Origin of the sequence: Paenibacillus sp. FSL R5-0486 (assembly GCF_037975155.1) — a bacterium.
Classification (GTDB): domain Bacteria; phylum Bacillota; class Bacilli; order Paenibacillales; family Paenibacillaceae; genus Paenibacillus; species Paenibacillus amylolyticus.
On sequence record NZ_CP150237.1, the window covers coordinates 2,299,359 to 2,325,194 of the forward strand.

Annotated in this window: 25 protein-coding genes and 1 other RNA gene; 12 read left to right on the top strand and 14 right to left on the bottom strand. The window is 45.5% G+C overall.

Annotated elements, in window-relative coordinates; genetic code table 11:
* Positions 1-9: 9 nt before the first annotated feature.
* Positions 10-1,941: an ABC-F family ATP-binding cassette domain-containing protein gene (locus tag MKY01_RS10415; RefSeq protein WP_127543955.1), complete on the top strand. Its 1,932-nt coding sequence runs from the start codon at positions 10-12 to the stop codon at positions 1,939-1,941.
* A 160-nt stretch (positions 1,942-2,101) separates the two neighbouring features.
* Positions 2,102-3,040: a hypothetical protein gene (locus MKY01_RS10420; RefSeq protein WP_127543953.1), complete on the top strand. Its 939-nt coding sequence runs from the start codon at positions 2,102-2,104 to the stop codon at positions 3,038-3,040.
* A 121-nt stretch (positions 3,041-3,161) separates the two neighbouring features.
* Here the strand turns inward: MKY01_RS10420 and MKY01_RS10425 are convergent, their stop codons facing one another.
* The 5 genes from MKY01_RS10425 to MKY01_RS10445 all read right to left on the bottom strand — a co-directional run bounded on the left by MKY01_RS10425 (position 3,162) and on the right by MKY01_RS10445 (position 7,253).
* Positions 3,162-4,202 carry a M42 family metallopeptidase gene (locus MKY01_RS10425; protein ID WP_127543951.1) on the bottom strand — a complete coding sequence of 347 codons (1,041 nt, stop codon included), beginning with the start codon at positions 4,200-4,202 and terminating at the stop codon, positions 3,162-3,164.
* A 111-nt stretch (positions 4,203-4,313) separates the two neighbouring features.
* The gene (locus MKY01_RS10430) at positions 4,314-4,694 is read right to left on the bottom strand and encodes a lipopolysaccharide assembly protein LapA domain-containing protein (protein ID WP_127543949.1); all 381 of its coding nucleotides are present in this window, start codon (positions 4,692-4,694) and stop codon (positions 4,314-4,316) included.
* A 132-nt stretch (positions 4,695-4,826) separates the two neighbouring features.
* The gene (gene pepF / locus MKY01_RS10435; RefSeq protein WP_127543947.1) at positions 4,827-6,617 is read right to left on the bottom strand and encodes an oligoendopeptidase F; all 1,791 of its coding nucleotides are present in this window, start codon (positions 6,615-6,617) and stop codon (positions 4,827-4,829) included.
* Between the two features lie 213 nt (positions 6,618-6,830).
* Positions 6,831-7,016, bottom strand: a complete 186-nt coding sequence (locus tag MKY01_RS10440) for a hypothetical protein (protein ID WP_036609669.1) — start codon at positions 7,014-7,016, stop codon at positions 6,831-6,833.
* A gap of 3 nt (positions 7,017-7,019) precedes the next feature.
* The gene (locus tag MKY01_RS10445) at positions 7,020-7,253 is read right to left on the bottom strand and encodes a hypothetical protein (protein WP_017689395.1); all 234 of its coding nucleotides are present in this window, start codon (positions 7,251-7,253) and stop codon (positions 7,020-7,022) included.
* Positions 7,254-7,415: 162 nt separating this feature from the next.
* Between MKY01_RS10445 and MKY01_RS10450 the strand changes: the two genes are divergently transcribed.
* Positions 7,416-7,613: a cold shock domain-containing protein gene (locus tag MKY01_RS10450; RefSeq protein ID WP_017689394.1), complete on the top strand. Its 198-nt coding sequence runs from the start codon at positions 7,416-7,418 to the stop codon at positions 7,611-7,613.
* A gap of 155 nt (positions 7,614-7,768) precedes the next feature.
* Here the strand turns inward: MKY01_RS10450 and MKY01_RS10455 are convergent, their stop codons facing one another.
* Together MKY01_RS10455 and MKY01_RS10460 are read right to left on the bottom strand one after the other, a co-directional pair.
* Positions 7,769-8,941 carry an MFS transporter gene (locus MKY01_RS10455; RefSeq protein ID WP_074094449.1) on the bottom strand — a complete coding sequence of 391 codons (1,173 nt, stop codon included), beginning with the start codon at positions 8,939-8,941 and terminating at the stop codon, positions 7,769-7,771.
* Positions 8,942-8,981: 40 nt separating this feature from the next.
* Complete coding sequence (locus MKY01_RS10460) at positions 8,982-10,322, bottom strand: multi antimicrobial extrusion protein MatE (RefSeq protein ID WP_127543945.1); 1,341 nt, start codon at positions 10,320-10,322, stop codon at positions 8,982-8,984.
* 179 nt (positions 10,323-10,501) lie between these two features.
* Here MKY01_RS10460 and MKY01_RS10465 point away from each other — a divergent pair, with 179 nt between their 5' ends.
* The gene (locus tag MKY01_RS10465) at positions 10,502-11,581 is read left to right on the top strand and encodes a tetraprenyl-beta-curcumene synthase family protein (RefSeq protein WP_017689390.1); all 1,080 of its coding nucleotides are present in this window, start codon (positions 10,502-10,504) and stop codon (positions 11,579-11,581) included.
* 53 nt (positions 11,582-11,634) lie between these two features.
* Positions 11,635-12,606, top strand: a complete 972-nt coding sequence (gene pfkA / locus MKY01_RS10470; RefSeq protein WP_036609663.1) for a 6-phosphofructokinase — start codon at positions 11,635-11,637, stop codon at positions 12,604-12,606.
* A gap of 83 nt (positions 12,607-12,689) precedes the next feature.
* On the opposite strand, the gene MKY01_RS10475 is transcribed toward pfkA, so the two are convergent.
* From MKY01_RS10475 to MKY01_RS10490, 4 genes are all read right to left on the bottom strand, one after another.
* On the bottom strand, positions 12,690-14,042 hold the full coding sequence (locus tag MKY01_RS10475; RefSeq protein ID WP_282322004.1) for an MATE family efflux transporter: 1,353 nt from the start codon (positions 14,040-14,042) through the stop codon (positions 12,690-12,692).
* A 204-nt stretch (positions 14,043-14,246) separates the two neighbouring features.
* Entirely contained in the window at positions 14,247-15,428 is a 1,182-nt protein-coding gene (locus MKY01_RS10480; RefSeq protein ID WP_036670137.1) for a putative glycoside hydrolase, read from the bottom strand.
* A 163-nt stretch (positions 15,429-15,591) separates the two neighbouring features.
* Positions 15,592-15,780 (bottom strand): hypothetical protein, encoded by a 189-nt coding sequence (locus MKY01_RS10485; RefSeq protein WP_029880762.1) that lies wholly within the window; start codon positions 15,778-15,780, stop codon positions 15,592-15,594.
* A 174-nt stretch (positions 15,781-15,954) separates the two neighbouring features.
* Positions 15,955-16,776, bottom strand: a complete 822-nt coding sequence (locus MKY01_RS10490; protein ID WP_036609659.1) for a YitT family protein — start codon at positions 16,774-16,776, stop codon at positions 15,955-15,957.
* A gap of 305 nt (positions 16,777-17,081) precedes the next feature.
* Between MKY01_RS10490 and MKY01_RS10495 the strand changes: the two genes are divergently transcribed.
* From MKY01_RS10495 to MKY01_RS10510, 4 genes are all read left to right on the top strand, one after another.
* A complete protein-coding gene (locus MKY01_RS10495) occupies positions 17,082-18,677 on the top strand; it encodes a DEAD/DEAH box helicase (RefSeq protein WP_047842381.1) in 1,596 nt (531 codons plus the stop codon).
* A gap of 218 nt (positions 18,678-18,895) precedes the next feature.
* A complete protein-coding gene (locus MKY01_RS10500) occupies positions 18,896-19,708 on the top strand; it encodes a DUF624 domain-containing protein (protein ID WP_036609655.1) in 813 nt (270 codons plus the stop codon).
* 51 nt (positions 19,709-19,759) lie between these two features.
* Positions 19,760-19,951: non-coding RNA, 6S RNA (gene ssrS / locus MKY01_RS10505), on the top strand.
* A 182-nt stretch (positions 19,952-20,133) separates the two neighbouring features.
* On the top strand, positions 20,134-20,526 hold the full coding sequence (locus MKY01_RS10510) for a DUF1499 domain-containing protein (protein ID WP_017689382.1): 393 nt from the start codon (positions 20,134-20,136) through the stop codon (positions 20,524-20,526).
* Between the two features lie 72 nt (positions 20,527-20,598).
* Here the strand turns inward: MKY01_RS10510 and tpx are convergent, their stop codons facing one another.
* Positions 20,599-21,117, bottom strand: a complete 519-nt coding sequence (gene tpx, locus MKY01_RS10515) for a thiol peroxidase (protein WP_036609653.1) — start codon at positions 21,115-21,117, stop codon at positions 20,599-20,601.
* 148 nt (positions 21,118-21,265) lie between these two features.
* Between tpx and MKY01_RS10520 the strand changes: the two genes are divergently transcribed.
* Together MKY01_RS10520 and MKY01_RS10525 are read left to right on the top strand one after the other, a co-directional pair.
* Positions 21,266-21,892, top strand: a complete 627-nt coding sequence (locus MKY01_RS10520) for a rhomboid family intramembrane serine protease (protein WP_036609651.1) — start codon at positions 21,266-21,268, stop codon at positions 21,890-21,892.
* A 69-nt stretch (positions 21,893-21,961) separates the two neighbouring features.
* On the top strand, positions 21,962-22,873 hold the full coding sequence (locus tag MKY01_RS10525) for a LysR family transcriptional regulator (RefSeq protein ID WP_036609648.1): 912 nt from the start codon (positions 21,962-21,964) through the stop codon (positions 22,871-22,873).
* A 43-nt stretch (positions 22,874-22,916) separates the two neighbouring features.
* Here the strand turns inward: MKY01_RS10525 and MKY01_RS10530 are convergent, their stop codons facing one another.
* Positions 22,917-23,597, bottom strand: a complete 681-nt coding sequence (locus MKY01_RS10530; protein ID WP_036609646.1) for a zinc metallopeptidase — start codon at positions 23,595-23,597, stop codon at positions 22,917-22,919.
* Positions 23,598-23,625: 28 nt separating this feature from the next.
* On the bottom strand, positions 23,626-24,054 hold the full coding sequence (locus MKY01_RS10535; RefSeq protein WP_017689377.1) for a MerR family transcriptional regulator: 429 nt from the start codon (positions 24,052-24,054) through the stop codon (positions 23,626-23,628).
* Between the two features lie 352 nt (positions 24,055-24,406).
* On the opposite strand from MKY01_RS10535, the gene MKY01_RS10540 reads away from it, so the two are divergent.
* Complete coding sequence (locus tag MKY01_RS10540) at positions 24,407-25,807, top strand: ammonium transporter (protein ID WP_076326943.1); 1,401 nt, start codon at positions 24,407-24,409, stop codon at positions 25,805-25,807.
* Positions 25,808-25,836: the final 29 nt, after the last annotated feature.

The window sequence follows — 25,836 nt, forward strand, 5'->3', positions numbered from 1 at the left end:
GTACGAGCAATGAACATAATGACGGTAGAGCAAATTGCAAAAAGTTATGGCGAAAAAATATTGTTCAAGGATGCTTCATTTGGTATGGCTGATCAGGACAAGATTGGTGTCGTTGGGGTAAATGGAACCGGTAAATCCACGTTTTTGCGTGTGATATCGGGTATGGAACCTGCAGACGCGGGACAGATCTCGATCGGTAATGACGTACGTATTCAGTTCCTGGCGCAAAATCCGGACTTCAATCCGGATAATACGGTACTGCAACAAGTATTCGAAGGTGACAGCATGGAAATGAAAACCGTGCGTGAATATACGGAAACGATGGAATTATTGGAACTGAATTCGTCCGATCCAGCGTTGCAAGAGCGATTATTACGTTTGAATCAGCAAATGGAGCAGCTTCAGCTCTGGCAGATGGAGAGCGAAGCGAAGAGCATTTTGTCCAAATTGGGTATTCGTCAATTCGATGCACTGATGGGCACATTGTCTGGTGGACAACGCAAAAGGGTAGCACTTGCTGCTGCACTGATTCATCCTTGTGAACTGCTCATTCTGGATGAGCCGACGAACCATATTGATAACGATTCGGTCGTTTGGTTGGAGCAGTACTTGCAGAAGCGCCGCGGCGCACTGCTTATGATTACGCATGATCGGTATTTCCTGGATCGTGTGGCGAATGTCATGCTGGAATTGGATCATGGACGTTTGTTCCGATATGAAGCGAACTATACACGTTTCCTGGAACTGAAGGCGGAGCGCGAAGAACGTGAAGCTTCTTCGGAACAGAAGCGTAAGAACTTGCTTCGGACGGAGCTTGCATGGATTCGTCGTGGTGCCAAGGCACGGACGACGAAACAAAAAGCGAGAATTGATCGCTTCGAACAACTCAAAGACCAACAAGGAGTCCAGCGCTCGGGTTCATTGGAAGTATCCGTTGGCTCCACTCGTTTGGGTAAAAAGATTCTGGAGATCGAGCATCTTTCCAAATCCGTGGGTGGCCGCACGCTGATCGAAGATCTGAGTTATATTGCCGTACCTGGAGATCGGGTAGGGATTGTCGGACCGAACGGTAGTGGTAAGTCCACGTTGCTTCAGATGATATCTGGCAAGCTGGAACCTGATGCAGGTGTGGTTGACGTTGGTCCTACGGTCAATCTGGGTTATTTCACACAGGAACATCAGGAGATGGACGAATCTCTTCGTGTGATTGAGTACATCAAGGAAGTGGCCGAGAATGTGAAAACAGCTGATGGCTCTTTGATTACAGCATCCCAGATGCTGGAGCGGTTCCTGTTTACTCCGGCATCCCAGTGGACGCCAATCTCCCGTCTTTCTGGTGGAGAGAAGCGTCGTCTGTATCTGCTGCGTGTGCTGATGGCTGCTCCGAATGTATTGCTGCTGGATGAGCCGACGAATGATCTGGACATCCAGACACTCGCTGTACTTGAAGACTATCTGGACGATTTTCCGGGTGTTGTTTTTGTGGTATCCCATGATCGCTATTTCCTTGATCGTACTGTGGATAAAGTTTTGTCTTTTGAGGGCAACGGTGCTGTACGTGTACACGTCGGCGACTACAGTGAATATGCGGAATGGATGCTGAAAAATGCGCCTGGAACTAATCAAGAGAGTGATACAGGAGTAGCGAAGGTGAAGCAGTCATCGGAGAAAACGACGCCTGCTGTGTCAGCGGCTAAACCGAAGTTGAAATTCAGCTTTAAGGAGCAACGTGAATACGACCAGATTGATGAAAATATTGAGAAGGCTGAAGCCAATCTTGTCCGGATTAACAAAGAGATGGAAGAGTCATTTAGTGATTCTGCCCGTCTGCAGGAGTTGATGGCGGAGCAGGTTGAGGCTGAGCGTCATCTGGATGAATTGATGGAACGCTGGACCGTTCTGAATGAACTTGCAGAGCAGATTGAACAGAGCAAGTCTTGATTTATGGTTAACCATCGCCCTTTTTCCTTCGTGACATTATGTCGCATAGGAGGAGAGGGCGTTTTTTGTCTGTAAATTTGCGCATTAAAGTGAAACGTTCTGTATGTTCATAACGTTTTATAAGTAAAGAATTCCATAGAAGGGAGAGAACACCACACTTATGTATAAGGAAATTAATGAACAATTGGCAGTGCTCAAGGAAAAGGGGAGAATTTACGAGAAATGGACCAAACGTCTGGAGAAGCTTCAAACGGAGGAAAGCGAATGGGAAGCAAAGGTAAAACGTCGTCTGGAGCATCTCCAGAAGGAGCAGAAGGACGTTGATCGACTGAACAGTATGACATTGTCAGCATTTTTCTATCAATTGATTGGCAAAAAGACAGAACGGCTGGAGAAGGAAGAACTGGAACTCATGGAGAGCAAGGCTGCATACGACACCGCTTGTCGCATGTTACAAGACGTACAGGAGCAACGAATTCATGTGGAGCAGGAGTTGGAGGGCCAACGGCAGTATCAGTACTGGCAGAGTGACTACAACGCTCTGTGGGGGAAGAAGGAAGGTCGTCTGCTGGACCAGGATGCGGAATTGCAACAGATGGCTGAGAATCGGGAACATCTGGCGAGCGAGCTACAAGAACTGGATGAAGCTTTCCGGGAGGGAGAATATCTGCTCTATGCTCTTGAACGTGCCGAGAAGGCTTTGTCTTCGGCAGGTAATTGGGGGATATATGACATGATGGGCGGTGGAGTCATCTCCACGCATATCAAGCGAGGAAGAATGGATGACGCTCAGGTCGCCATCATGGATGCAGGTAAGCGTCTACGACGTTTCCAGAAGGAGTTGGAGGATGTAGAGATGGCTGTACACGCGGATCTGCATCTGGGAGGTCTGCTTTCATTCGCAGACTATTTCTTCGATAACCTCTTCGTGGACTGGATGGTTCAGGACAAAATTCGCAAAGCCGAACGTCAGGTGAAGGATGGACTGAGTGCAGTTCGGAAAACCATGCATGTGTTAAGAAATGAAATGCGTGACCATAAGGCAGAGTTAGAGATATTGGATCGTAAGTATCATGCATATGTCGAACAGGCAGATTAAAAGATATGACAACAAAGGCCCCTTCCAAGCACAACAATTCAGTGTGCTTGGAAGGGGCCTTTTTGATTAGACAAGACATATGAATGTCACCATAATGATTTCGTAGAAAAATGATTCTGTTTTACTTGGTTGTAATGTAGGCTGCGAGCAATCGTGCCGTATTCAGGACAGCATCCTTATGTGTACGCTCCATGGAATGAGATGCATGAACTCCAGGACCGATCAGTGCTGCACGGATATTGTTTCCTCCGCGTAATGCTGCACTGCCATCTGAGCCATAGTGGGGATAAATGTCGACGACGTAATTCATCCCATCTTGTTTGGCCAGTTCAATGAGACGACTGGTCATATCGTAGTCATACGGGCCAGAAGAATCTTTGGCACATATAGAAACGTCGGTTTCTTTACAGCTCAGGTCATCACCCATAGCTCCCATGTCTACAGCGATCATTTCACTGATTTCCGCAGGGATATACGATGCGCCATGTCCAACTTCTTCATAGTTCGAGATAAGCAGAGAGACGTTATGTAATGGTTTCCAGCCTTCACGATGTGCAGACTCAAGGATGCCAAAGAGGGCAGCCACGCTGGCTTTGTCGTCCAGATGACGTGATTTGATATAACCACTCGGCGTGATGACTGCGCGAGCATCAAAGGAGATAAAGTCGCCGACAGAGATCCCGAGTTTCAACACATCTTCCTTGGAGGAAATGACCTCATCGATTCGAACTTCCATATGGCTCTCGGACCGTTCAAATGTGCGTGCATCCGGATAAACGTGGACAGATGGATGAAGGGAGAGAATGGTGCCTGTGTATGTCTTTCCATCCCGAGTATGGATGCTGCAATATTCGTTTTCAATACTTTGCATCGAAAAGCCACCGACAGAGGTAAGCTTCAATGTGCCATAGGATGTAACCGAGCGTACCATGGCCCCTAGCGTATCCACGTGAGCGCTTAAAGCGATTGTCTTGGACGAATCCTGTCCGGGCAATGTAAGCACCGCACCGCCCTTGTTATTCAGCTCACAGGCGATGCCCAGTGCTGCTGCTTCCTTCCGGATCATCTCGATTATATGATGTGTGTAACCACTTGGACTTGGTGTGTCCAGCAATTTTTTCAGGAAAGACAGAACGTATGATTCATCAATTGTAAAACTCATTGTGTAATTTCCTCCTCGGATCGTGGGTATGGTGAAACAAAATACAGCCTGTCTGGGGGAGAGAATGTGATACTACCATTCCTGACTCGCCAGCAGGCTGTCTCTGATTGGTTACAGTGTTCCCGTAGGGTTTCCTTTGCGCTGACTCTGGATCGAATCCTTCTCCAATAGGCTATCGGATTTATTTGAGTCAAGCGAATCCATCGATTTGAAAGAATCCAATGTAGATTTGCTTGTCGTGGAACTTTCCAATTCAGATACACGCAATTTCAGTTGTTTATTTTCACGTTGCAGTCTGTATTGGCGATAGATGCCATATGACCCTACAATAATTCCACCGATCAGGGTACAGCCGAGAATGAGCAAGATCAGCGGGATTTGTACCGTGTTAAATAACAGGTTGACTTGTACGGAATCCACATTAATGACCGCAAAGATTCCCGTGAGCAGTGCAAAAACAAGACCTGCTATGAGTGCCCATTGCATTTTCATGGTGTTGCCTCCTTGTTGAACAATTGAGAACTAGATATGCATTACCCATATTCGGGTATGTTGCATCTTGCAATGATGATAAAATCCCCTGCCCGAACGGGCAAGGGATGCAGGTCACATGGAAAGACAACCTTATTTGGTTAGTTGCTCCATCTGTTCAATCAATTCCTTGAACACACTCATAGCTTCACGAATTGGCTGTGGTGTAGACATATCCACACCTGCTTTTTTCAGAATGTTGATGGAGTAATCACTGCCACCGCTCTTCAGGAAGCCAAGATATCGGTCAACAGCCGGTTGGCCTTCTTCCAGGATTTGCTTGGAAAAGCTTGTTGCTGCGGAGAAGCCTGTAGCATATTTGTAAACGTAGAAGCTGTTATAGAAGTGGGGAATACGAGCCCATTCCATTTCAATTTCTTTGTCAACAGCCATGCCTTCTCCGTGATATTTAACGTTCAGATCATAATAGATCTCGGATAACAATTGTGGTGTTAATGCGTCACCTTGTTCCGCACGTTCATGAATGATTTTCTCGAATTCAGCAAACATGGTCTGACGGAATACCGTTGTACGGAATTGGTCGGCATAATAGGTCAACAGATACAATTTTTCCTTTGGATCTGTTGATTTGTTAAGCAGATAATCCATCAGCAACGCTTCGTTGGTTGTGGATGCAACCTCAGCCAAGAAGATGGTGTACTGTGCATCACGATACGGAAGTGTTGTATCCGAGTAATGTGAATGCAGAGCGTGACCCATTTCATGTGCGAGTGTGAACATACTGTTTAGGTTATCTTTGTGATTCAACAAGACATACGGGTGAGTGCCGTAAGCGCCCCAGGCATATGCGCCTGAACGTTTATTTTCATTCTCATATATATCGATCCAGCGGTTATCATATCCATTCTGCAATGCGTCAGCATAGTCCTTGCCGAGTGGTTTCAGACCGTCTTTAACCGTTTGTTTCGCTTCCTCATAGGTAATATCCATTTTGTATTCGTCTACGAGTGGAGCGAACAGATCGTACATGTGCAATTGATCCACACCCAGCAACTTTTTGCGCAGGTCCATATAACGATGCAATAACGGAAGGCTCTCGTGAATGGTGTCTACCAGATTGGTATACACATCCGTTGGGATGTTATCTCCATATAGGGACATTTCCATCACGGAAGGGTACTTCCGAACATTAGCATAAAACATATTTTTGGTTACATTTGCATTCAAGGCAGCCGCAATTGTGTTCTTCTGTTTGGCATAGGTTTCGTATACCGCTTTGAAGGCACGTTCGCGAACTTCACGGTTAGGGTTCTCCAGGAACTGAATGTAGCTACCGTGTGTCAGCTCAACTTCGTTACCATGTTCATCCTTGATTCTTGGGAACTTGAGATCGGCGTTATTCAGCATGCTGAAGATTGTCTGTGGTGCTTGTGAAAGGTTGCCTACCTGTGCAAGCAAAGCCTCTTCTGCTTGGCTAAGAACGTGGGCTTTTTCGCGTTTCATCTCTTCCAGCGTAAATGTATAAGCAGAAAGTTTTTCGTTCGCAATAAATGCGTCCAACTGATCATCCGGCAGGGAAAGAATCTCCGGTGTGACAAAAGAAAGTGCTTCACCAACCCGTACGCCTAATTTCTGGGCTTTTTGGGACAGGTTTTGATATGTAGGATTCGCTGTGTCTTCATCTTGATGCATACGTGCGTACACAAAGAGGCGTTCTATTTTGAGGCTGATCTCATCTTCGAATTCGAAGCAAGATTTGAGTACATCAGGTTGATTCAGTTTGCCTTGGAATTCGGAGGCCTTCTTGGTCAAAGACGATACTTCTTCATATTCTTGATCCCAGGCTTTCTGATCGGCAAATAAATCTTCCAGTTTCCAGCTATGTTCAGCCGGCACCTCGGAACGTTTCAATAATTGACTCATGGAAATCCTCCTTTGATGATCTGATGAATGTATGGACGAAGCTGCCTTCGTCTCGCTTGCCTGTGCGGAGAGAGACGAAGGAATCAGACTAAGTACCAGGATAACAGATAGCGATTTCTGGTATTTCAACGGCCTTCCTCCTTACGATACGAATAATCTCGTATAGTATGACCTTAGGCACGTTGAAATATTTTAGCATCTGGGTCCCCGTGATTAGGCTCCCATGTTATACAGAAAATAAACGATCAGGAAAAAGGCGAAACAAATGAGCAGGGTAGCAATAAGCGCCATTCCCCGTCTTAATCGATCCGGGATGGAATTGCGTCCCAGAATAAGCACAATACCAAGAGAGAAGGCAAGGATAATAAAGATGACGACATTGCTTGAGTCAAGCTGCATGGGTTAGACCCCTTTGAAGGCAGCCATCAATTGACGCCATTCATCCTCACGGTTCTCAAAATCTGCTTTTGGAAAACGGCGTTCAGCCCAGTGCATTAATGCAGGACGGCTAAGGAATGTATGGCATTCTTCGCCCCACTCTTCCGAAATTTCTCGCAGTACGAGATATTTGCCTTGAACTTCTACGGTCATCATATTCCACTTGTCTGTTTTGTATATTTCATGTTTTTTTATCATAGGTAGTCTCCAAACTAACGGTTTTGGTAAAATGATACCGTACCCTACGATTCAAAGCAAATTTTTTCGACATTTATGGAAAGATAAATTGCAAAATGGAAGCCCATACAGTATAATAAGGGTATTCGCCATAGATGGCGATATTTTTAGGAGGTTTTTCATTTGAAAGGTACAGTTAAATGGTTTAACGCAGAAAAAGGCTATGGCTTTATTTCAGTTGAAGGCGGCGAGGACGTATTCGTACATTTCTCCGCAATCCAAGGAGATGGCTTCAAAACATTGGAAGAAGGTCAAGCGGTAGAATTCGAAATCACTGATGGAAACCGTGGTCCTCAAGCAGCTAACGTAAACAAACTGTAAGAATTTATCCGGCTAACGGACTTCTTATATATTATAAATTTATAGCTGAATATTAAGAACCTAAGCACAGTCCCCCATGGGAGGCTGTGCTTTTTTTGATTCTAAAATTTTCAGTGTATATAACGGTTGAATACGATGTAAGTTTCCCTGTGTGTTCACGAGACACGATTGGTCATGCTGGACCATAACTTCAATCCGAAACCGATTAGTGCAGCCAGGGAGAAAGCCATAGCGGTGAGATAGAAGGTTTGTCTGCCTGCATGTTCCAGCAGCAGTCCGCCCAACGTTCCACTAAGAAGTCCCGAAGCACTGGACCAGACAATGGTGAACAAAGCCATACCTGTAGCTCTGTAGCCGTCCGGAACTAGGCGAATGATGTAGCGGACCGCCGTAACGTAAAAAATACCAAAGGTAACACTGTGCATCGTCTGAATTGCAACAACGGCTGCAGGTGTATCGGATATGGACATGAGAAGCAAACGAACCGTATACATCAGTGCAGCAAAAGCAATTAGCGGCAGTTCTTTATAACGGTTTCCATACTTGCTGAGCAGTAGAAATATGGGGATTTCACTTACGGAAGAGATCAGCAAAGACCAGCCGATCAGCCCCTCGCTGGCACCCAGATCTTTTAGCGTGATGGTAAGAAATGCTTCGTTCATGCGATGTCCCATGGCAAGCAAAAATACACAGCCAAAAAAGGTGAGCACATCTCTGCGTTTCAAAATAGCCCATAACCCCGATAGATCCATTTTGCTACTGCTTCCCGAAGGTTGATCCTTCAATTGAAAACTGATCAATAGTGTAGTTGCAGCAAGACCAACGCAGACCCAAATCGTCCATGCTGGACCAAAAGATCCAAGGAAATACCCGATACTTAATGCAAAGAAGGCATAACCGATCGATCCGAAGACTCGAATGGAAGTGAAATTTCGACCGTACTTGCTGGCCGTTGTAATAGCCATCGTATCGGAGAGTGGATAGACCGGATAATAGAAAAAGTAAAACAGGGTCACGAGTACAAATACCTGACCGAAAGTTGTTGCATTGGCGAGCATGATCCCTGTGATCAATTGACCACCAAGCAGAATGATCATCACTTTGCGTACCGTTTGGTAGCGGTCGCTGGCCATGCTCCAGAACATATTGGAGAACACAGAGATGAGGGGGCCAATTCCGTAGAGATATCCAATCTCAGCCCGACTGAAACCCAGATGACTGAAGTAAAGCTGGAAGTAGGATACCACCAGGACGGTGGAACCAAAGATGGTGAACATGAGAGCCCGAAGCCAGTTCTGATCCGGGCGGGCGTTGTGACTTAATTTCATGATGAGAGACTCCAATCCTGATAACAATTCAATGATTTTATTACCCTTTCAGGGATGTTGATTTACGGGCTTTCGGCACGGACATCGTAGGTTCTTGCTTCGTGCGCCGGATGACAAGCCAGACAATGATGAGTTCGGCGAGCAGGCCAAGGGATTGGGCAACAGCGCCAATCATGCCGTTCCACGCAGGAAAAATACTAACCAGTATAAGCAGCACAATTACCGTGCAGATTGCATTCGCCGTTTGCGAACGAAACATCGTTTTCGTCTGACCGCGAAGCAGAATGAGGCCATTGCTGAAATCCAGAAAAGGGAAGATCAGCGGAAATAAGACGAACGCACGCAGTGTCCACAGACTTTGTTGCAACAGTTCGCCCTGAACGCTCATGACATTTTCGAGTACCCATGGTCCCAAGGGGGTATAGGCAATCGACACCATCATCGCAAACGGAATAAATCCCGTGACAAGTGCGAATTTTCGTACCAGTTTGGCGTCCACAAGGTAGAAATTCAGCACGATCTGATGGATGTATGTAAAGAAGCTTAGCATCAACTGCATCAGACTGCTTGCTATGGCAAAGGACGAAATGGCTAGTGCGATCCCGGTCGTTTTGCCAAGTACGATGTTAATAACCGGTCCTATGAACAGCGCTACAAAGCTGGATAACAGAAGCGGCTTATAAAAGCGAAATACGTCTCCCTTGCTCTCGACGGGATGATCCTCAAGCTTGGCTGGCATCTTGCGCTTGATGCTGTTACCCTCCAGAAAGCTGACAAGCGCTTCAATCATCATGCCAGTAGCAAAAATGATAGCGCCTACACGTCCACTGTTAATGCTGTCTGTATATATGAAATAGAGGGAAAGGCCGTACATACCGGCTAAACGGAATACCATCCCGATGGTTAACCACTTGGTGCGGTTATTCGTAATGATGATCCCCTGATAGATGTTGCGGATCACTGAAAAGATACTTACATACATGAGAATTTCATATACGTCGATGACTTTGTTCAGCAGATCCGGACTTACACCAAACAAGTATTTGAACACCCCGGTACCAACGGGAGAGTATACGATAAGAAACCCAATGAGAAGCACACAGGCAAGAAATATTTTGGTCACAAACGTGAGGGCCTGAAAGGAAAGGCGATCGCGGACCAGTGCGGAACAGGTTTGCCGCAGCAGGGTGGAGGGGCGTTCCGTGAGGGTTAACAAGCTACCGGCGATGGCATAGCTGGCAATAACCGTCTCGGGATGAGCGGAACGTGCTAATGTGCTGTTTATGATGACGTGAGAAATGGTGACGAGAGAGGCGGAAATGCCAAGTGGCACAAAAAAAGAAAATAACCGTCTCCACGAAAGTGATTCACTTGACGACATGTCAACGACTCCTTTGATGGATGAAATATGCCTAGTATATCACAAAGCTTTGGGCGCGGATGCGATTTTTTATGCGGAATATGCGGCAGATCATTTGTACAATTAAGGGGATCATATTATAATAGGAATGGTTAAAAATCGCTCTAATACGTATTCAACCAAGTGGAGGCACATTTATTTTGAGCCAATCAAATCGAAAACGTCATCAATATCCGCGTGGACCGCTGGCATTGATGAGAGGGGTGTACAAATACACCATTCCGGAAACACGGAAGGCACTGAATGGATGGCGTGCTCAAGCTGAGGCGATTCCGAATGAGGAATTGCGTACACAGGCACTTGCCAGTCTGAAGGATAAACAGTTTCACTGTGAAGGCGGAACCGTCTACGCATTAGCTGATTTGCCAAACAGACACATTCTGATTCCGCTGATCGTTTCATATCAAACTATTAGTGATTATTTGGACAATCTGTGCGACCGCAGCACGTCGATGGACCCGGATGACTTTCGTCTTCTCCATCAATCCATGCTTGATGCGGTAGATCCCGAAGCAATTCCCGTCAATTATTATGCCCTCCGTGAGGAGCAGGATGACGGCGGATATCTGCGGAATCTGGTGACCACATGTCAGGAACTGACCCGTCAGTTACCAGGCTATACGTCCGCCAAGCCCCAAATTCAGGATCTGGCAGGCCTATACACGGACCTGCAGGTATATAAGCATATCAAGCCGGAACTGAGAGAAACGGCACTGCTCGAATGGTGGTCGGAGCATCGTCATCGCACACCTCAGTTTCGTTGGAACGAATTTGCTGCTGCAACTGGCTCTACACTGGGCGTTTTCATGCTGTTTCTGGCTGCGAGTGACGATCAGTTGACTGAAGAGCAAGCGGCCTCGATCCACACGGCCTATTTCCCACATGTATGCGCATTGCACATTATGCTCGATTATTTAATTGATCAGGATGAGGACCGCATCGGGGGAGATCTCAACTTCTGCAACTATTATGAGAATGTGGAGACTATGCTGGACCGAATTGCTTTTATTGTGGAGATGGCACGCAGTGATGTACAGAAGATTCCGGGAAGCTCCTTTCACCGGATGATCATCGAAGGACTGATAGCCATTTACCTGTCTGATCCCAAAGTCAGCGAACAACAGGAAGTTCGCGTTGTATCCAAACGTCTGCTGAAAAATAGTCCGATCACAAGAATATTTTTCTTCATTTTCAGTCGCTGGATACGGAAAAATATGTAAGTCAGGTGTGATATTGCGGAGCCTGAAGTGAAACTAGAGGAGGAAGAAACATCATGACAGCAGTAAAGAAAATCGCAGTATTAACGAGCGGTGGTGATTCACAGGGGATGAACGCGGCTGTTCGTGCGGTTGTTCGCAGCGGACTGTTTCACGGTCTCGAAGTATTTGGAGTTCAACGTGGATACCAGGGTCTTTTGAATAATGACATTTTCCCAATGGATTTGCGGAGTGTAGGGGATATCATCCAACGTGGGGGAACGGTTCTTCAATCGGCACGTTGCAAGGAGTTCTATACCGCTGAAGGTCAGCAAAAAGGTGCGGACATTCTGCGTGCGCGTGGCATTGACGGTCTGGTTGTTATCGGTGGGGATGGTTCCTACAACGGAGCAAACAAACTGAGCAAGCTGGGCATTAACACCATGGGTCTGCCAGGAACGATTGATAACGATGTTTCATTCACCGACTATACCATCGGATTTGATACAGCTGTAAGCATAGTAGTTGATGCAGTAAACAAATTACGTGATACGATGTCTTCACACGAACGTTCTTCCATCGTTGAAGTTATGGGTCGTCACTGTGGGGATATCGCTCTGCATGCCGGACTTGCTTCGGGTGCTGAAACGATTCTTGTCCCAGAAGTTCCATTTGATATGGACGAAGTAGCAGATCGGATGAAAGCTAACTTTGCACATGGCAAACGTCACAGTATTATCATCGTTGCAGAAGGCGTAGGCAAGGGTGAGGATGTAGCAAAAGAACTGATGGAACGTTGCCCAACGTATGAGCCACGTGTAACCGTTCTAGGTCACATTCAGCGTGGGGGTACGCCAACACCTTTCGACCGTAACCTGGCAAGCCGTCTTGGCGACTTCGCTGTTCGCAGTCTGATCGCAGGCGAGACAGACAAAGGTTGTGGCATAATCAAGGGTGAACTTACCTTGACGGATATTGATAAAGTGGTTAACACAAAAAAAGATTTCGATATGGTGACTTACGAGCTTGCACAACGTTTGTCCCAATAATTCGATTCATACGCAAAGAGCACAATCCCGCTTTAACGTGGGTTGTGCTCTTTTTGTTGTTTCACGGAGTGAGTATATCAATGTTACGCCTTGCGGAGTGCGGCTTGTTTTTGTACCAGGAAGAGTCTCCAGAGAAGCGCTGTTGCTCCTACAGCAAGGCCGGCAATGAGGCCGATCCAGTATCCGAAGGCACCGAGTGAAGTATACGTAGCAGTTAGATAACCTACAGGTAACCCAATAATCCAATACGCTATGAACGTAATGATAAGTGCCGGATTAACATCTTTGTAGCCACGCAATGCTCCTTGGGTCGGTGTAGCAATCGCATCCGAGATCTGAAAGAAAATGGCGTAGATGAGGAAATGCTGCGTAAGTGCAATGACCTCTCGATCGTTCGAATACACGCCTGCAATCTGTTCGCCGAACACAATCAACACGATCGCTGTCAGCAGTGAGAGCCCGATGGCTCCACCAATTCCAAGCAGACTGTATTGTCTGGCATCTCTCAGACGCCCCGCACCTGCCTCAAAGCCCACAAGGATCGTAAGAGCCATACATATGCTCACAGGCAGCATGTAGAGCGTAGAAGCGAAATTCAGCGCCGCCTGGTGGGCAGCAATTGTTGTGGTATCGAAACGGCTCATCATTAAAGTCACAGCAGCGAAGATGGACGTTTCGAAAAAAGTCGCGAATCCGATGGGCACTCCAATCTTGAGTAACTCTTTCCATTTGGACAATGAGACACGGGTCCATTGACGGAAAATGCCATACTGGGCGAAAGGTTCGACCCGATGGACAAAAAAGAGACTAATAAGAAAGATCAGCCAGTATGTACATGCTGTAGCAACACCAGCACCAACACCGCCTAATTGTGGAAAACCCCAGTGGCCGAATATTAGCAGATAATTTAGAAAGATGTTAACGGGCAGGGAAACTAACGTAATAAACATCGTAGTCCGTGTCTGGCCAAGTGCATCCATGAAGCTGCGCAGCACTGTATATCCGAAGAGTGGGATAATGCCAAAAGCAAGTGCGCACAAAAAATAGAAGGCAACTTGGGCAACTCGGGGTTCCAGAGGCATTCCGTTCAGTATAGGGCCAAGTAACAACGCCCCGGCTCCGATCACGACGAGACTGACTGCGATCCCGAGATACAGCGCCTGGATGACGTTATACCCGATCTGATCATTACGTTTGGAACCTAACAGATGGGAAACGACAGGTGTAATACCGATCAGAATCCCGCTTAGTCCAGTTTGAACTGGCATCCATAGACTTGTGCCAATCGCGACGCCTGCAAGGTCGGCCGGAGAAAACTTGCCTGACATATTGGTGTCGAAGAACGACATGGCAGAGAGGGCGATTTGAGTGGTGAATATGGGCAAAAATATAATCAGGAATTGCTTCACTTTTTGGGAAAAACTTGTTGTGTTCATGTTCACTGGCAGTGCCTCGCTATTCTAAAGAGATGTCATCCAAGTGTCATATCTGGACAGCTATTTATTGTAGTGGATTTTGTTCAATTTGAATAGGGACAGAAGCAGAGTAGGGGTGTACAGAGAAAAATGAACACCAAAAAACCTCGCTCTGCTTCAAGCAGAACGAGGTTGGATGAAATGAGAAGTATGAAAGAGTGCGGATTACTTATATTGTACACCTGATGTATAACGGTTGGACGCATTCCAGAGCAGATATTCATGCACATCCATGTCTTTCATCGCTCTAATCTGGTCTTCCACTTGTTTCTTGCCATACTTGACATAGTGTCCACTGCCCAGCCAGCTTGCTGTGAAGTCCTGGATCCACGGACGAATGACAGGTTTGAGTTCTTTGGTAGGGTCCAGTTTCTTGTGTGTATCTTCCATTGAACCCTTGATGGTTGTGTAAGGATCTTTGTCAGGGTCCTTGACCCCATACCAGCCAGTAGAATAGTGACTAGGGTATACCATCGGTGAGATGACGTCCACGTTTTCGGATATCTTAACAAAATCCTGTCCAATGCCCTCAGCCGCAGGTACAGAAGCGGCATAACCAAAAATATCAACTGAGACACGGACCCCTAGCGGGGCTAACTCCTTGCGTGCATATTGCACGAATTCAGCCACAACATCGACGCGTGACTTGTCAGATTTGGTATATTTCAGTACATCGGCTCGAGTTTCGAAACCTTCCGGGAAACGAACGTAGTCAAATTGAATCTCTTTAAATCCAAGCTTGGCAGCTTCCTTGGCAATCTCAATGTTATAGTCCCATACTTCCTTGCTGTACGGATTCACAAAGCTGTCGCCTTTGCCATTTGCCCATACAGATCCATCCTTGTTACGGAAGGAGAGCTCCGGATTTTTCTTGGCAAGAATCGTATCTTTGAATACAACGACACGTGCAATCGGGTAGACCTCATGTTTTTGCAATCGTTTCATCAAGGCATCGATATCCCGGATAAAAGGTTGCGATTTACCCATTTTCTGAAGCGCTTTGTTTTCTGTGGGATAAGTTATGTATCCGAGATCGTCTTTAATATCAATGACCATGGCATTCAGTTCTGTACTGTCTGTCAGTTCCAGCAATTCTTTCATACGTGCGCCGCCTGCGCTGTAGGCCGTTACATAGATACCTTTGACCACAGGTGCATCAGGTTGAGGATCAATTTTGGCAGGTGGGTTATCGGCATCAATAACAACCTGATCTTTTTGAGATTGGATAATTGCGGTGTTAAAACTGTTGGTTAACGATTGGAATTGAGGATTTCCCTGGTCCGCCACTGCGGGGGCACCACCAAAGCTTCCAAAGGCCATAGCCATTAAAGCCCAAAACATGTTCATTCATTTCCACTCCCTTATGTGTGCATTCCATGTATGAATTATACATTAAAGCCTCTGGGCTTTTAACCATATTAATCAAGTAATGAAACACATGGAAAAAATGAAAACCGCTTCCTGCTGAGGAAATCCCCTGCAAGAAGCGGCGTGATCAATCTGAAAAAAATTATTGAATGTAAATCTCATTTTGATGCTCACAAATACTGTACTGAATGATTTCCATTGCGTCTCCCTGTTCCAGGATGCCCAGCCCATCCCGGAGGACAATCAGTGAGTCGAGTTCATTCGGTTTCAAGAAAGGGAGCATTTCCGGGCACCATCTGTTGACAATCTCAAACAGTTTTACCGTTTCCATATCCACAATAATCACCCTTTCCTACTCGAATTCCAAAATGGTAAGTCATTCGGCGCGATTCGGGAAAGCATATGGCCTGTGAAATTGAAGGGTTGAACCTGCTATACAACATATTTAGGAGCCGTACACCGTTATTATACCACAATGTTGTGAATTGTTAACCGTACAGGTGTCTCAACTTCTGCGAAATGAACCCATAACACCAACCGTTTCCACAATGTTAACAAAAGCGTTTGGATCTGTATCCTTGATAATACGTTTAATTTCAACTAACTCGTAGCGGGTGGTAACGGTCATGAGCATGTCCTTCTCAATATCCGTGTATGCTCCCTGAGTCTTAATTTTGGTAACTCCACGAGGCCGAACAAGTAATTTTTTTAACATGGCTTCGGTTTCGTTTGTAATAATGTACAGTGTTACTTTGACGTGACTGATATGGATCAGATCAAGCACTTTGCCTGTAATGTAGATGGATACCATCGAGGCCAAGGCTGTATTCCAATTGTCACTCAGGTATCCTGCAAGCATAATGATCGTACCGTTCATACCGGCCATCACTGTACCAATCGGAAAGTCTCGTTTACGCGTGAAAATGGACCCAACAATGTCGAGTCCTCCTGTGGAGCCGCCGACTCGGAAGGAAACGCCAGTACCCATTCCAATAAGCACACCGCCAAATACAGAACTAAGTAAAGGATCTGTAGCCACAGCAAAAACAGGCAGAAGCGCAATGAACCAGGAAGTGGCTGCTACCGAAAGAATACTTAATGTAATGAAGCGTCGTCCAAGAATAAACCAACCTGCAATGAGCAGGGGAATGTTAAGAACAAAATACATTATACTAAGATTCAACGTTGTAAAATAACCCAGAAGCATTGAAATACCGGACACCCCGCCGCTTAAAAGCTGATGGGGGACCAAAAACCAGTTGAAGCCGCAGGCAATAGCTGCAGCACCCAAAATGATCACTAAAGAGTGCCAAATTATTTTGGGCAATTTAATCACCTCATTTATATTTAAAACCAGATTGCTGGTAATCTTGAATTGTTTTGTGATATAATAATTTGTGGATATTCTTGAGTAGGAAACTTTTCCTAAATGGAGCAATAAAATTTTGAAATGTTTCAAACACATGTATGTAGTTTTAGTCTTATGTTGGGGACCCATTCATGGAATTATATTCGTTAGTGAAAATAATTCGTCCCGTTGGGATACCCTATAAATATTAACGCTACTTAAGAATACAGACAACAAAGTGGATTGTCCACCATGTCCACCATATAAAAGGAGCATGAATAATTTTGACAAATTTAAACTTTACAGATTTCAATCTTGAACCACTGGTGCTGCAAGCCATCACTGAGCTCGGGTTTGAAGAAGCAACACCGATCCAATCCAAAGCGATTCCTTTGGCACTCGAAGGCAGAGATTTGATTGGTCAAGCTCAAACAGGTACGGGTAAAACAGCTGCATTCGGTATTCCGTTGATCAGCAAAATCTCAAAAAGTGACGAGAAAATCCGCGCCCTTATTATGGCACCTACACGTGAACTTGCAATTCAAGTTGCTGAAGAGATCGAAAAACTCACTCGCTTCAAAGGTCTTCGCTCCCTGCCAATCTACGGCGGACAAGATATCGTGCGTCAAATCCGTGCACTGAAAAGAAAACCACAGATCATCATTGGTACACCTGGACGTCTCCTTGACCACATCAACCGCAAAACAATCAAACTAGATGATGTACAAACTGTTGTACTGGATGAAGCAGATGAAATGCTCGACATGGGTTTCATGGAGGATATCCAATCCATCCTGAAACAAGTTCCAGACGAGCGCCAAACTATGCTGTTCTCAGCAACAATGCCTCCTAACATTCAAAAATTGGCACAACAATTCTTGAACAATCCTGAACACATTTCTGTGATTCCGAAACATGTTAGTGCACCATTGATTGACCAATCCTATATCGAAGTACCTGAGCGTCAAAAATTCGAAGCATTGAGCCGTTTGTTGGATATGGAATCTCCTGAACTGGCGATCGTATTCGGACGTACAAAACGTCGTGTTGACGAATTGGCTGAAGCTTTGCAAAAACGTGGATATTCTGCAGACGGTCTTCATGGTGACTTGTCCCAGAATCAACGTGATGCGGTAATGCGTAAGTTCCGTGACGGCAGCATTGACGTACTCGTTGCAACAGACGTGGCTGCACGTGGTCTCGACGTATCTGGCGTAACTCACGTTGTTAACTTTGACCTTCCGCAAGATCCGGAGAGCTATGTTCACCGTATCGGTCGTACAGGTCGTGCGGGTAAAGAGGGTGCTGCTTGGTCCTTCGTTACACCGCGTGAGATTGATCACTTGCACTTCATCGAGCGTGTAACACGTCACCGTATTCCACGTAAACCACTGCCAACAATGGCAGAAGCGGTTGAAGGTAAACAACGTTTGACAGCAGAGCGCTTGCTGGAAATCGTACAATCAGGCGAACTGAACGAATACAAAGGTATTGCGATTCAAATGCTTGAGCAATATGATTCTGTTCAACTGTTGTCGGCTGCACTGAAGCTCCTGACAGGTGACAAGAAAGATGCTCAAGTTGATCTGACTCCTGAAGATCCAATCCGTGCAAAACGTCGTAAACCGGATGTTCGCTCTGGCGGACGTAAACCATCGGGTTACAGCGGTAACCGCACAAGTGGTAGCGGCGGCAGTGGTGGTGGTTACAACCGCGATCGCAACAGCAGTGGTAGCGGACGTGGCGGTTACAACCGTGATCGTAACAGCGGCAGCAGCACTGGCGGTGGAAGCAGAGAAGGTGGTTACAACCGTGACCGCAAACCGCGTCCAAGCAGTAACGAAGGACGTCGTCCAGCGAAAGATTCTTCTTTCGAGTAATTTAAACGTATGATCTGAAAAATGGAGCGGGCAACTGCTCCATTTTTTTATTTTCAAAGTGACTGCATCATTTTATTTCACTGCCAGAAGCGGCCAGAAGCGCTAGCTAAGGACAATGACGATCTCTTTTCGGGAAGTACTGGCTTTTCCTATCTATAATAAGGTATATTAATATTAGACTTCAGGTAATTCGCAAGGCTGCAGAGGAGGAGAAATGTTTGGAATTTAAAGGAGCTATGGGTGGGATCTACCGGCTTACAGAGTGGATTACGAGACTGGCCGCAACCAATCTGTTGTGGGCTATTTGTTCGTCTCCGTTCTTGTTTTTCTTGATTATGAAACTGCTCGTGATGCAGCAGAACCTCGCAAACGAATCATTGCAAATGAACTGGGCTATAGCTATTGTGGCACCGCTTACACTGTTCCCGGCGACTTCGGCGCTGTTTACGGTTGTTCGTAAATGGAATATGGGTGATACGGATGTACCGATCTTCCGTACTTTCTTTGTAGGTTACAAGGAAAACTACAAGCAAAGTTTAATTGGGGGCATTTTTTACACACTGCTGTTCGCGATTATGTATCTGGATTATACAGTGTACATGACGCAGTTCCGCAATATGCAGCTCGTGGGAATCATTATGTTAGTACTGCTTCTCTTGTTATTTGTATCACTCTTTAACTTTTTCTCGATGGTTGTACATTATCATATGTCCATCGGACTCATTATCAAAAACGCGGTATTGCTTACGCTGATCAGACCATTCCGTGTATTTTCCACATTGCTGGGAAGTGGATTGCTGTTCTACATCGGTTTCCGTTATCCGGTCTTGTTTGTTTTCTTCATTATCAGCATCATTGCCTGGTTTGCTTTCTTTAACTTCTACGCAACCTTCAACAAGATGCAGGAGCAGATGGAGAAGATGCAACTCAAGAAGGAAGAAGAGGAAGCTGCTGCGCTGGCTGAACAATCAGCAGAGAATGGTGAAACACCTGAGCCATCAGACGACAAAAACATTACATTGCAAAAATAAAACATGATGAATCGCCATTTACTTTTTACACAGTTAGGGATATAATAATTGTACATCCTGCGATGTACGTTTCGGTTATTCGTTGTTTTGAACCAATGATGATGTCTTCGGGAGATCAACACAGAATGTTGCTGAAAAGCCCTGTCTATACGACATGGGGACTTCAAAAAGCATTTTTGCGGTCACCCACCTGCCAAGCAGGTTCATAAGACAATGTAGCCGGACGGCATAGGCGGGTTCCTAAATCTTCATGTACAGCACCCTGACTTTTCCTCTACAAAAGGAATTTCAGGGTGTTTTTAAGTTGTGATGAATGTTTTTGATTGGTTTTATGATAAATATGATGCTTGCCCTTTTGTTACTACTTGAACAATGTTACACTAAGATACATAAATGGAACGGTTACAATCAAAGGAGGAAGGGTCTTGACCTTAAAGAGAACGCTCGTCGGTATCATCCGCAGCATGGAGGGGACCAGCGATCGAGCCAAGGATCCCAAATTAAAAACACGGTATTATAACTTATCCAAAGACAGAGCCTGGGAAGAGGTCTCTTCGACACTCAAAAAGATTCCGGGTTATAAAGTGCTGCATGAAGTGCCTTCTGTTGGAGAAGTTATTCTGGAGAAGCGGACTACCTTTGGACGGACGATGGATATTACAGTTTCCATTATCTCAGTAAGTCCTGTTCGCAGTGCGGTGGATATGTATTCAGCTTCACGTGGTTCACTTGGAGACTTGGGTTCCAATTATCGCACGATTATGAACTTATTCTCTGTACTGGATAAAAAGCTAAGCAAGTATAAAGCAAATGATTGAAATAGATGATAAATAACAAAAAGCGAGTGAAGGTTAACCTTCCTCGCTTTTGTTCTGAACGTATGATAACTTCTACAGCAAAGCTTTTACAGCAGCAATCGCTTGTTCGAAGTTAGGGGAGTCTGTCATTTCAGGCAAATACTCCACATATGTAATCCGGTCTTCGGCATCCAAAACAAAAATGGAGCGCATGTCGAGTTGGAATTCTTTGATCAGAACGCCGTAGTCTTCACCGAAAGAACGTGTTTTGTAGTCTGACAATGTAACTACGCGGTCAACACCAGCTGCTCCACACCAACGAGCCTGAGCAAACGGAAGGTCAACGCTTACTGTCAAGACAACAACATTGTCTCCGAGTTCTCCAGCTTCCACGTTGAAACGACGAGTTTGCGCATCGCATACGCCAGTATCCAGGGAAGGAACAACGCTGATTAATTTGATTTTGCCTGCGAAGTCTTTCAGGGAAGCGTCCTCAACCAGGTTCTTGCTCAGTGTAAAATCAGGTGCTTGATCGCCGACTTTCAGTTCGGGTCCGATCAATGTAATAGGGTTGCCTTTAAATGTGGCTGCGCCTGTACGTTCTTGTGTCATAATAATGTTCCTCCTTATAAATTGGTGATCCGTGCCAAAATCCATTATAATCTTTTATGAAAGGCATTGTCCAATTCGGGCATGTACCATTACGATGGATCAGAGATGTGAGTCCGATCTGAACAGGGTGGAGTGAAAGAAGAAATTTATGATATTTATTCGCTATGAGAACTGGAAAGGTTATTTGAAGTATTTCCCTTTGACGTCGCTTTTTTTAATTGCCAATGTAGTCATGTTTATTGTGTTAACGGTGAACGGTGGATCAACGAACAATATGGTGCTGTTGAAATTCGGGGCACTTACGAATCATGAACTGTTCGCACATGAATGGTGGCGTTACATTACATCGATGTTCCTGCATGCGGGCTTCAGTCATTTATTGTTTAACAGCTTTGCGTTAATTGTATTTGCTCCACCGATGGAGCGTTTGCTCGGGTCGGTAAGGTATGGTGTATTGTACCTGGGTGGCGGTGTATTGGGTAATATTCTTGCTGTTGCGTGGTACAACTCGGTCGGGAGTATTACCATCTCGGTAGGTGCTTCAGGAGCGATCTATGCCGTCTACGGTGCATTCCTGTATGTAGCGCTGTTCCAGCGGACGATGATGGACGAGGCTTCGCGCAAAACGATGTACACATTGCTTTTGTTCGGGATCATATTCTCCTTCGCCATGTCAGGCATCAACTGGATGGCTCACCTTGGCGGATTGTTGGGTGGATTCTTTATTTACGGACTGTTGATCAGATTGTGGAAACCCCGCAGCTTAAAGCGGTAGTCAGAACGTTCTCAAGATGGAATACAGTCAAGGATAAGTAGGGTATAACAGATTGGAGCGATCAGGCGAGTGGAATTAAGACAGTTGCATTACTTTTTGAAAGTGGCACAGAAGGAACATGTAACACAGGCTGCTGAAGAGTTGCATGTGGCACAGTCGGCGGTGAGTCGTCAGATTCATCAGCTGGAAGAAGAACTGGGCGTGGACCTTTTTATGCAAAAGGGACGAAACCTGCAGTTGACTGCAGTGGGGCAGCTTTTTTGCAAACGAATTGAAGGTATATTAAAAGATTTGGACAAGGCAGTTGGGGAAGTTCATGAGTTTCTGGACCCGGAGCATGGAGAGATTCGAATTGGGTTTCCGCATAGCCTGGGAATTCATCTCATTCCTTCCGTGGTGGCTGCTTTCCGTCAGCGCTACCCCAACGTGAAATTCAGATTCAAGCAGGGGATGTTCCCTACGCTGATTCGTGATGTGTTATCCGGAGAGGTAGACTTGGCATTCATTTCTCCTTTTCCAGAGAAGCATGATCAAGTAGATGGCGATATTGTACTCACGGAAGAATTACATGCGATCCTTCCTCCTAATCACCCGTTAGCTGGTGAAGAGACAATTGCGCTTGAACAGCTCAAGGATGATAAATTTGTATTGTTTAGCAAAGGTTATTCTCTTCGTCCTATTGTGTGGCATGCCTGTCTGGAAGCTGGTTTTACACCCAAGATCGCTTTTGAAGGGGAAGAGACCGACACCATCCGCGGATTGGTCGCTGCGGGCATGGGGGTCAGTCTGCTGCCTGAGATGGCGTTATTCCAGACGAATCCGTTGCAACCGGCACATGTGGCTATCTCCCATCCAAAAGTAACGCGAACTATCGGGTTAATTCATCGTGCGCATGATAAACTGCCGCTGGTTGCTCAGTCCTTTCGTTCATTCTTGCTTGATTATTTCGGTTTACAACAAAACAATACCCCATCCGATTAACGGTGGGGTATTGTTTTTTGTTTTTGTTGTATTAAGTATCCAATTAATCGCGGCTGTTGAAGATTCCGATGTAACGAATCAACTCAAGCAGTGAAATCAACGCTGCAGCAACGTAAGTCAAGGCTGCGGCATTCAGAACTTTTGCAACACCTTTTTCTTCTTCATTACGGATGTACCCTTCGGATACCATAATCTCTCTAGCGCGATTACTTGCATTGAACTCAACCGGTAAAGTGATGAGTTGGAATGCTACAGTTACGGAGAAGAAGATGATACCGATACCTACAAGATTCATGGCATTGAAGATGAATCCTGCAATTAACAGGAATGGAGCTAATCCGGATGCAAAGTTCACAATTGGGAAGATTCGGTGACGCAGTGCCAGCATCGGATAACTTTCTTTATGCTGAATGGCGTGGCCAACTTCGTGACACGCTACCGAAACAGCTGAGATTGAGTTTTCGTAATATACTGGTTCTGATAAACGTACAACCCGATTGATCGGATCATAGTGATCAGAGAGTGTACCACGTACAGGTTCAATTGGGACATCATGCAGGCCGTTAGCATCAAGCATCTGGCGAGCGGCATCGTAACCAGTCATTCCGTTCTGGTTCGGAACCTCCGACCAACGTCTAAACGTACCTTTAACGCGAAATTGCGCCCATAAAGAGAGCAAAAAGGCGATAATGATCAATACGAACATACCGTTATTAAAACTCATATTCATTCCTCCGCTTTCTAAGAATAAGCTACATCATGGTGTTCTCAAGCAAGATTTTTAGTGCCTCCATTGTACCGGCACTTTTGGTGAGGAGTCCTGCCATCATTTTACGTGCTTGTACAGGTTTCATCTCTCCAAGTAGCGGTTTGAGTTCGTTAACCTCTCGCTCAAGTTGTTGTACGTGAAGTTCCAATGTTGTCAATTTGCTGGCAACTTGTTCTTCTGTACTAACCAGACGCCACTTCTCAAGAGATTGTTTAATCTCGTCGAGACTATACTTCTCTTGTTTCATCTGTACAATACGTTCAAGCCTCGTTAAAGTTTCATTACTATAGAGACGATAATTTTTTTGTGTACGTTCTTCGGGAGCGATTAGTCCAAGCTTTGTGTAATAATCAATCGTCCGTTCACTAACACCAGCGGTCTTGGCGAGTTCGCCAATCCGAAAAAGTTTCATATCCCCAATGATATTCACCTCGCTTGCAAGTTCAAATGTAGGGAATTGTAGTTTCCACTTGTGAATTTCTAGACTACGCCCAATTTTTCTTACTAATAAGTATGATACATGATCTTTAACCGTACAGTCAAACGTTATGCTTTGGCAATCAGCATACTGCATTTCTATATCTATGTACTCATAGAATGTGATTATGTACTTAAGTGCAAGAAAAAGACGTATGACTTTATTCCCAGAAATAATTTTCAATTTTGATGAAAATACTCTTGTCAACTTTCCTCTCTTCTGCTTATAATGACATTAAGAGTTTCACGTTATGTGAAGAAACTTAACATAAGAGGGAGTGGGGTATATGAGAAAGAAATGGTTGGTTTCCATGTTAGTAATGCTTACTTTGTTCGCTTTTCCGGTTAGCGCATTTGCGGCTGCGGAGGGTCCGACTAACATTGAACTTCAAAGTGGTTTGAACTCAGCCTTTACGTTTCTGGCTGTTGTACTCGTGTTCTTGATGCAAGGGGGATTTGCTTTACTTGAAGCAGGTTCAACACGAATGAAGAATGCAGGACACATTGCGGGTAAGACCATCCTGACATTGGGAATTTCAGTTATTGCCTTCTGGGCTTTGGGTTTCGGTCTTGGTTTCGGTAATGGTAACAGCTTCTTTGGAACAACTGGATTTTTCCTGAGCGGTGACAAGATGGCTGCTTCCTTCGAATCACTGGCTTTCTCCGATGTTCCACTGACTGTTAAATTCGTTTTCCACCTCGCTTTTGCGGCGGTATCTCTGGCCATTGCCTGCGGTGGTATGGCTGAACGTGCAAAAATGAGCGTATATATTGTATTCGGTACACTTTATACCATTATCATGTATCCGGTTGTTGCTCACTGGGTATGGGGCGGCGGCTGGTTGGCTGAGCTGGGTATGCAAGACTTTGCAGGATCGACGGTTGTTCACTTGACTGGTGCGACTGCAGCATTGGTAGCGACCATCTTGTTGAAACCACGTATTGGTAAATACAACAAAGACGGCAAACCTAACATCATTCCAGGTCACAACCAAGTGTATTCCGTACTCGGGGTTATTATCCTCTGGATCGGTTGGTTCGGTTTCAACCCAGGTAGTACGTTAACGGCCTTGGACGATGGATTCTTTGGTTATGTTGCATTGACTACTAACGTAGCTGCTGCAGCTGGTGGTGTTGCTGCACTGTTGATTTCTTGGGCAGTTCTTGGCAAGTCCGATATTCCTAGCATGTTGAACGGTGTGCTTGCGGCACTCGTTGCAATTACAGGTGCTTGTGCCTTCGTTGAACCTTGGGCAGCTCTGGTTATCGGTGCTTTGGCTGGTGTTATCACATTCTTCACGGCACAGTACTTCGATCGTAAAGGAATTGACGATCCAATCTACGCTTTCTCCGTACACGGTGTTGCTGGTATGTGGGGAGCAATCTCCACAGGTTTGTTCGCTACACCAGAACTTGCTGAGCATGCGGGTGTAGGTCAAGCGGGTCTGTTCTATGGCGGTGGATTCCACCAATTGGGCGTACAGCTTCTCGGTCTGGTAGGTGCTTTTGCCTTCGTACTGGTAATGTCCTTCATTATTCTGGGCGGTATGAAAGCGATCATGGGCATCCGTGTTACTGAAGAAGAAGAAACAATGGGTCTGGATATCAGTGAGCACGGTACTTACGGATACCCTGAACAAATGAAAAATGTAGATTCTAAATCCAATGGTGGTACGTTCAGCTCCTGAGGTGAATGATGCTGAATCATGCTTCAAGG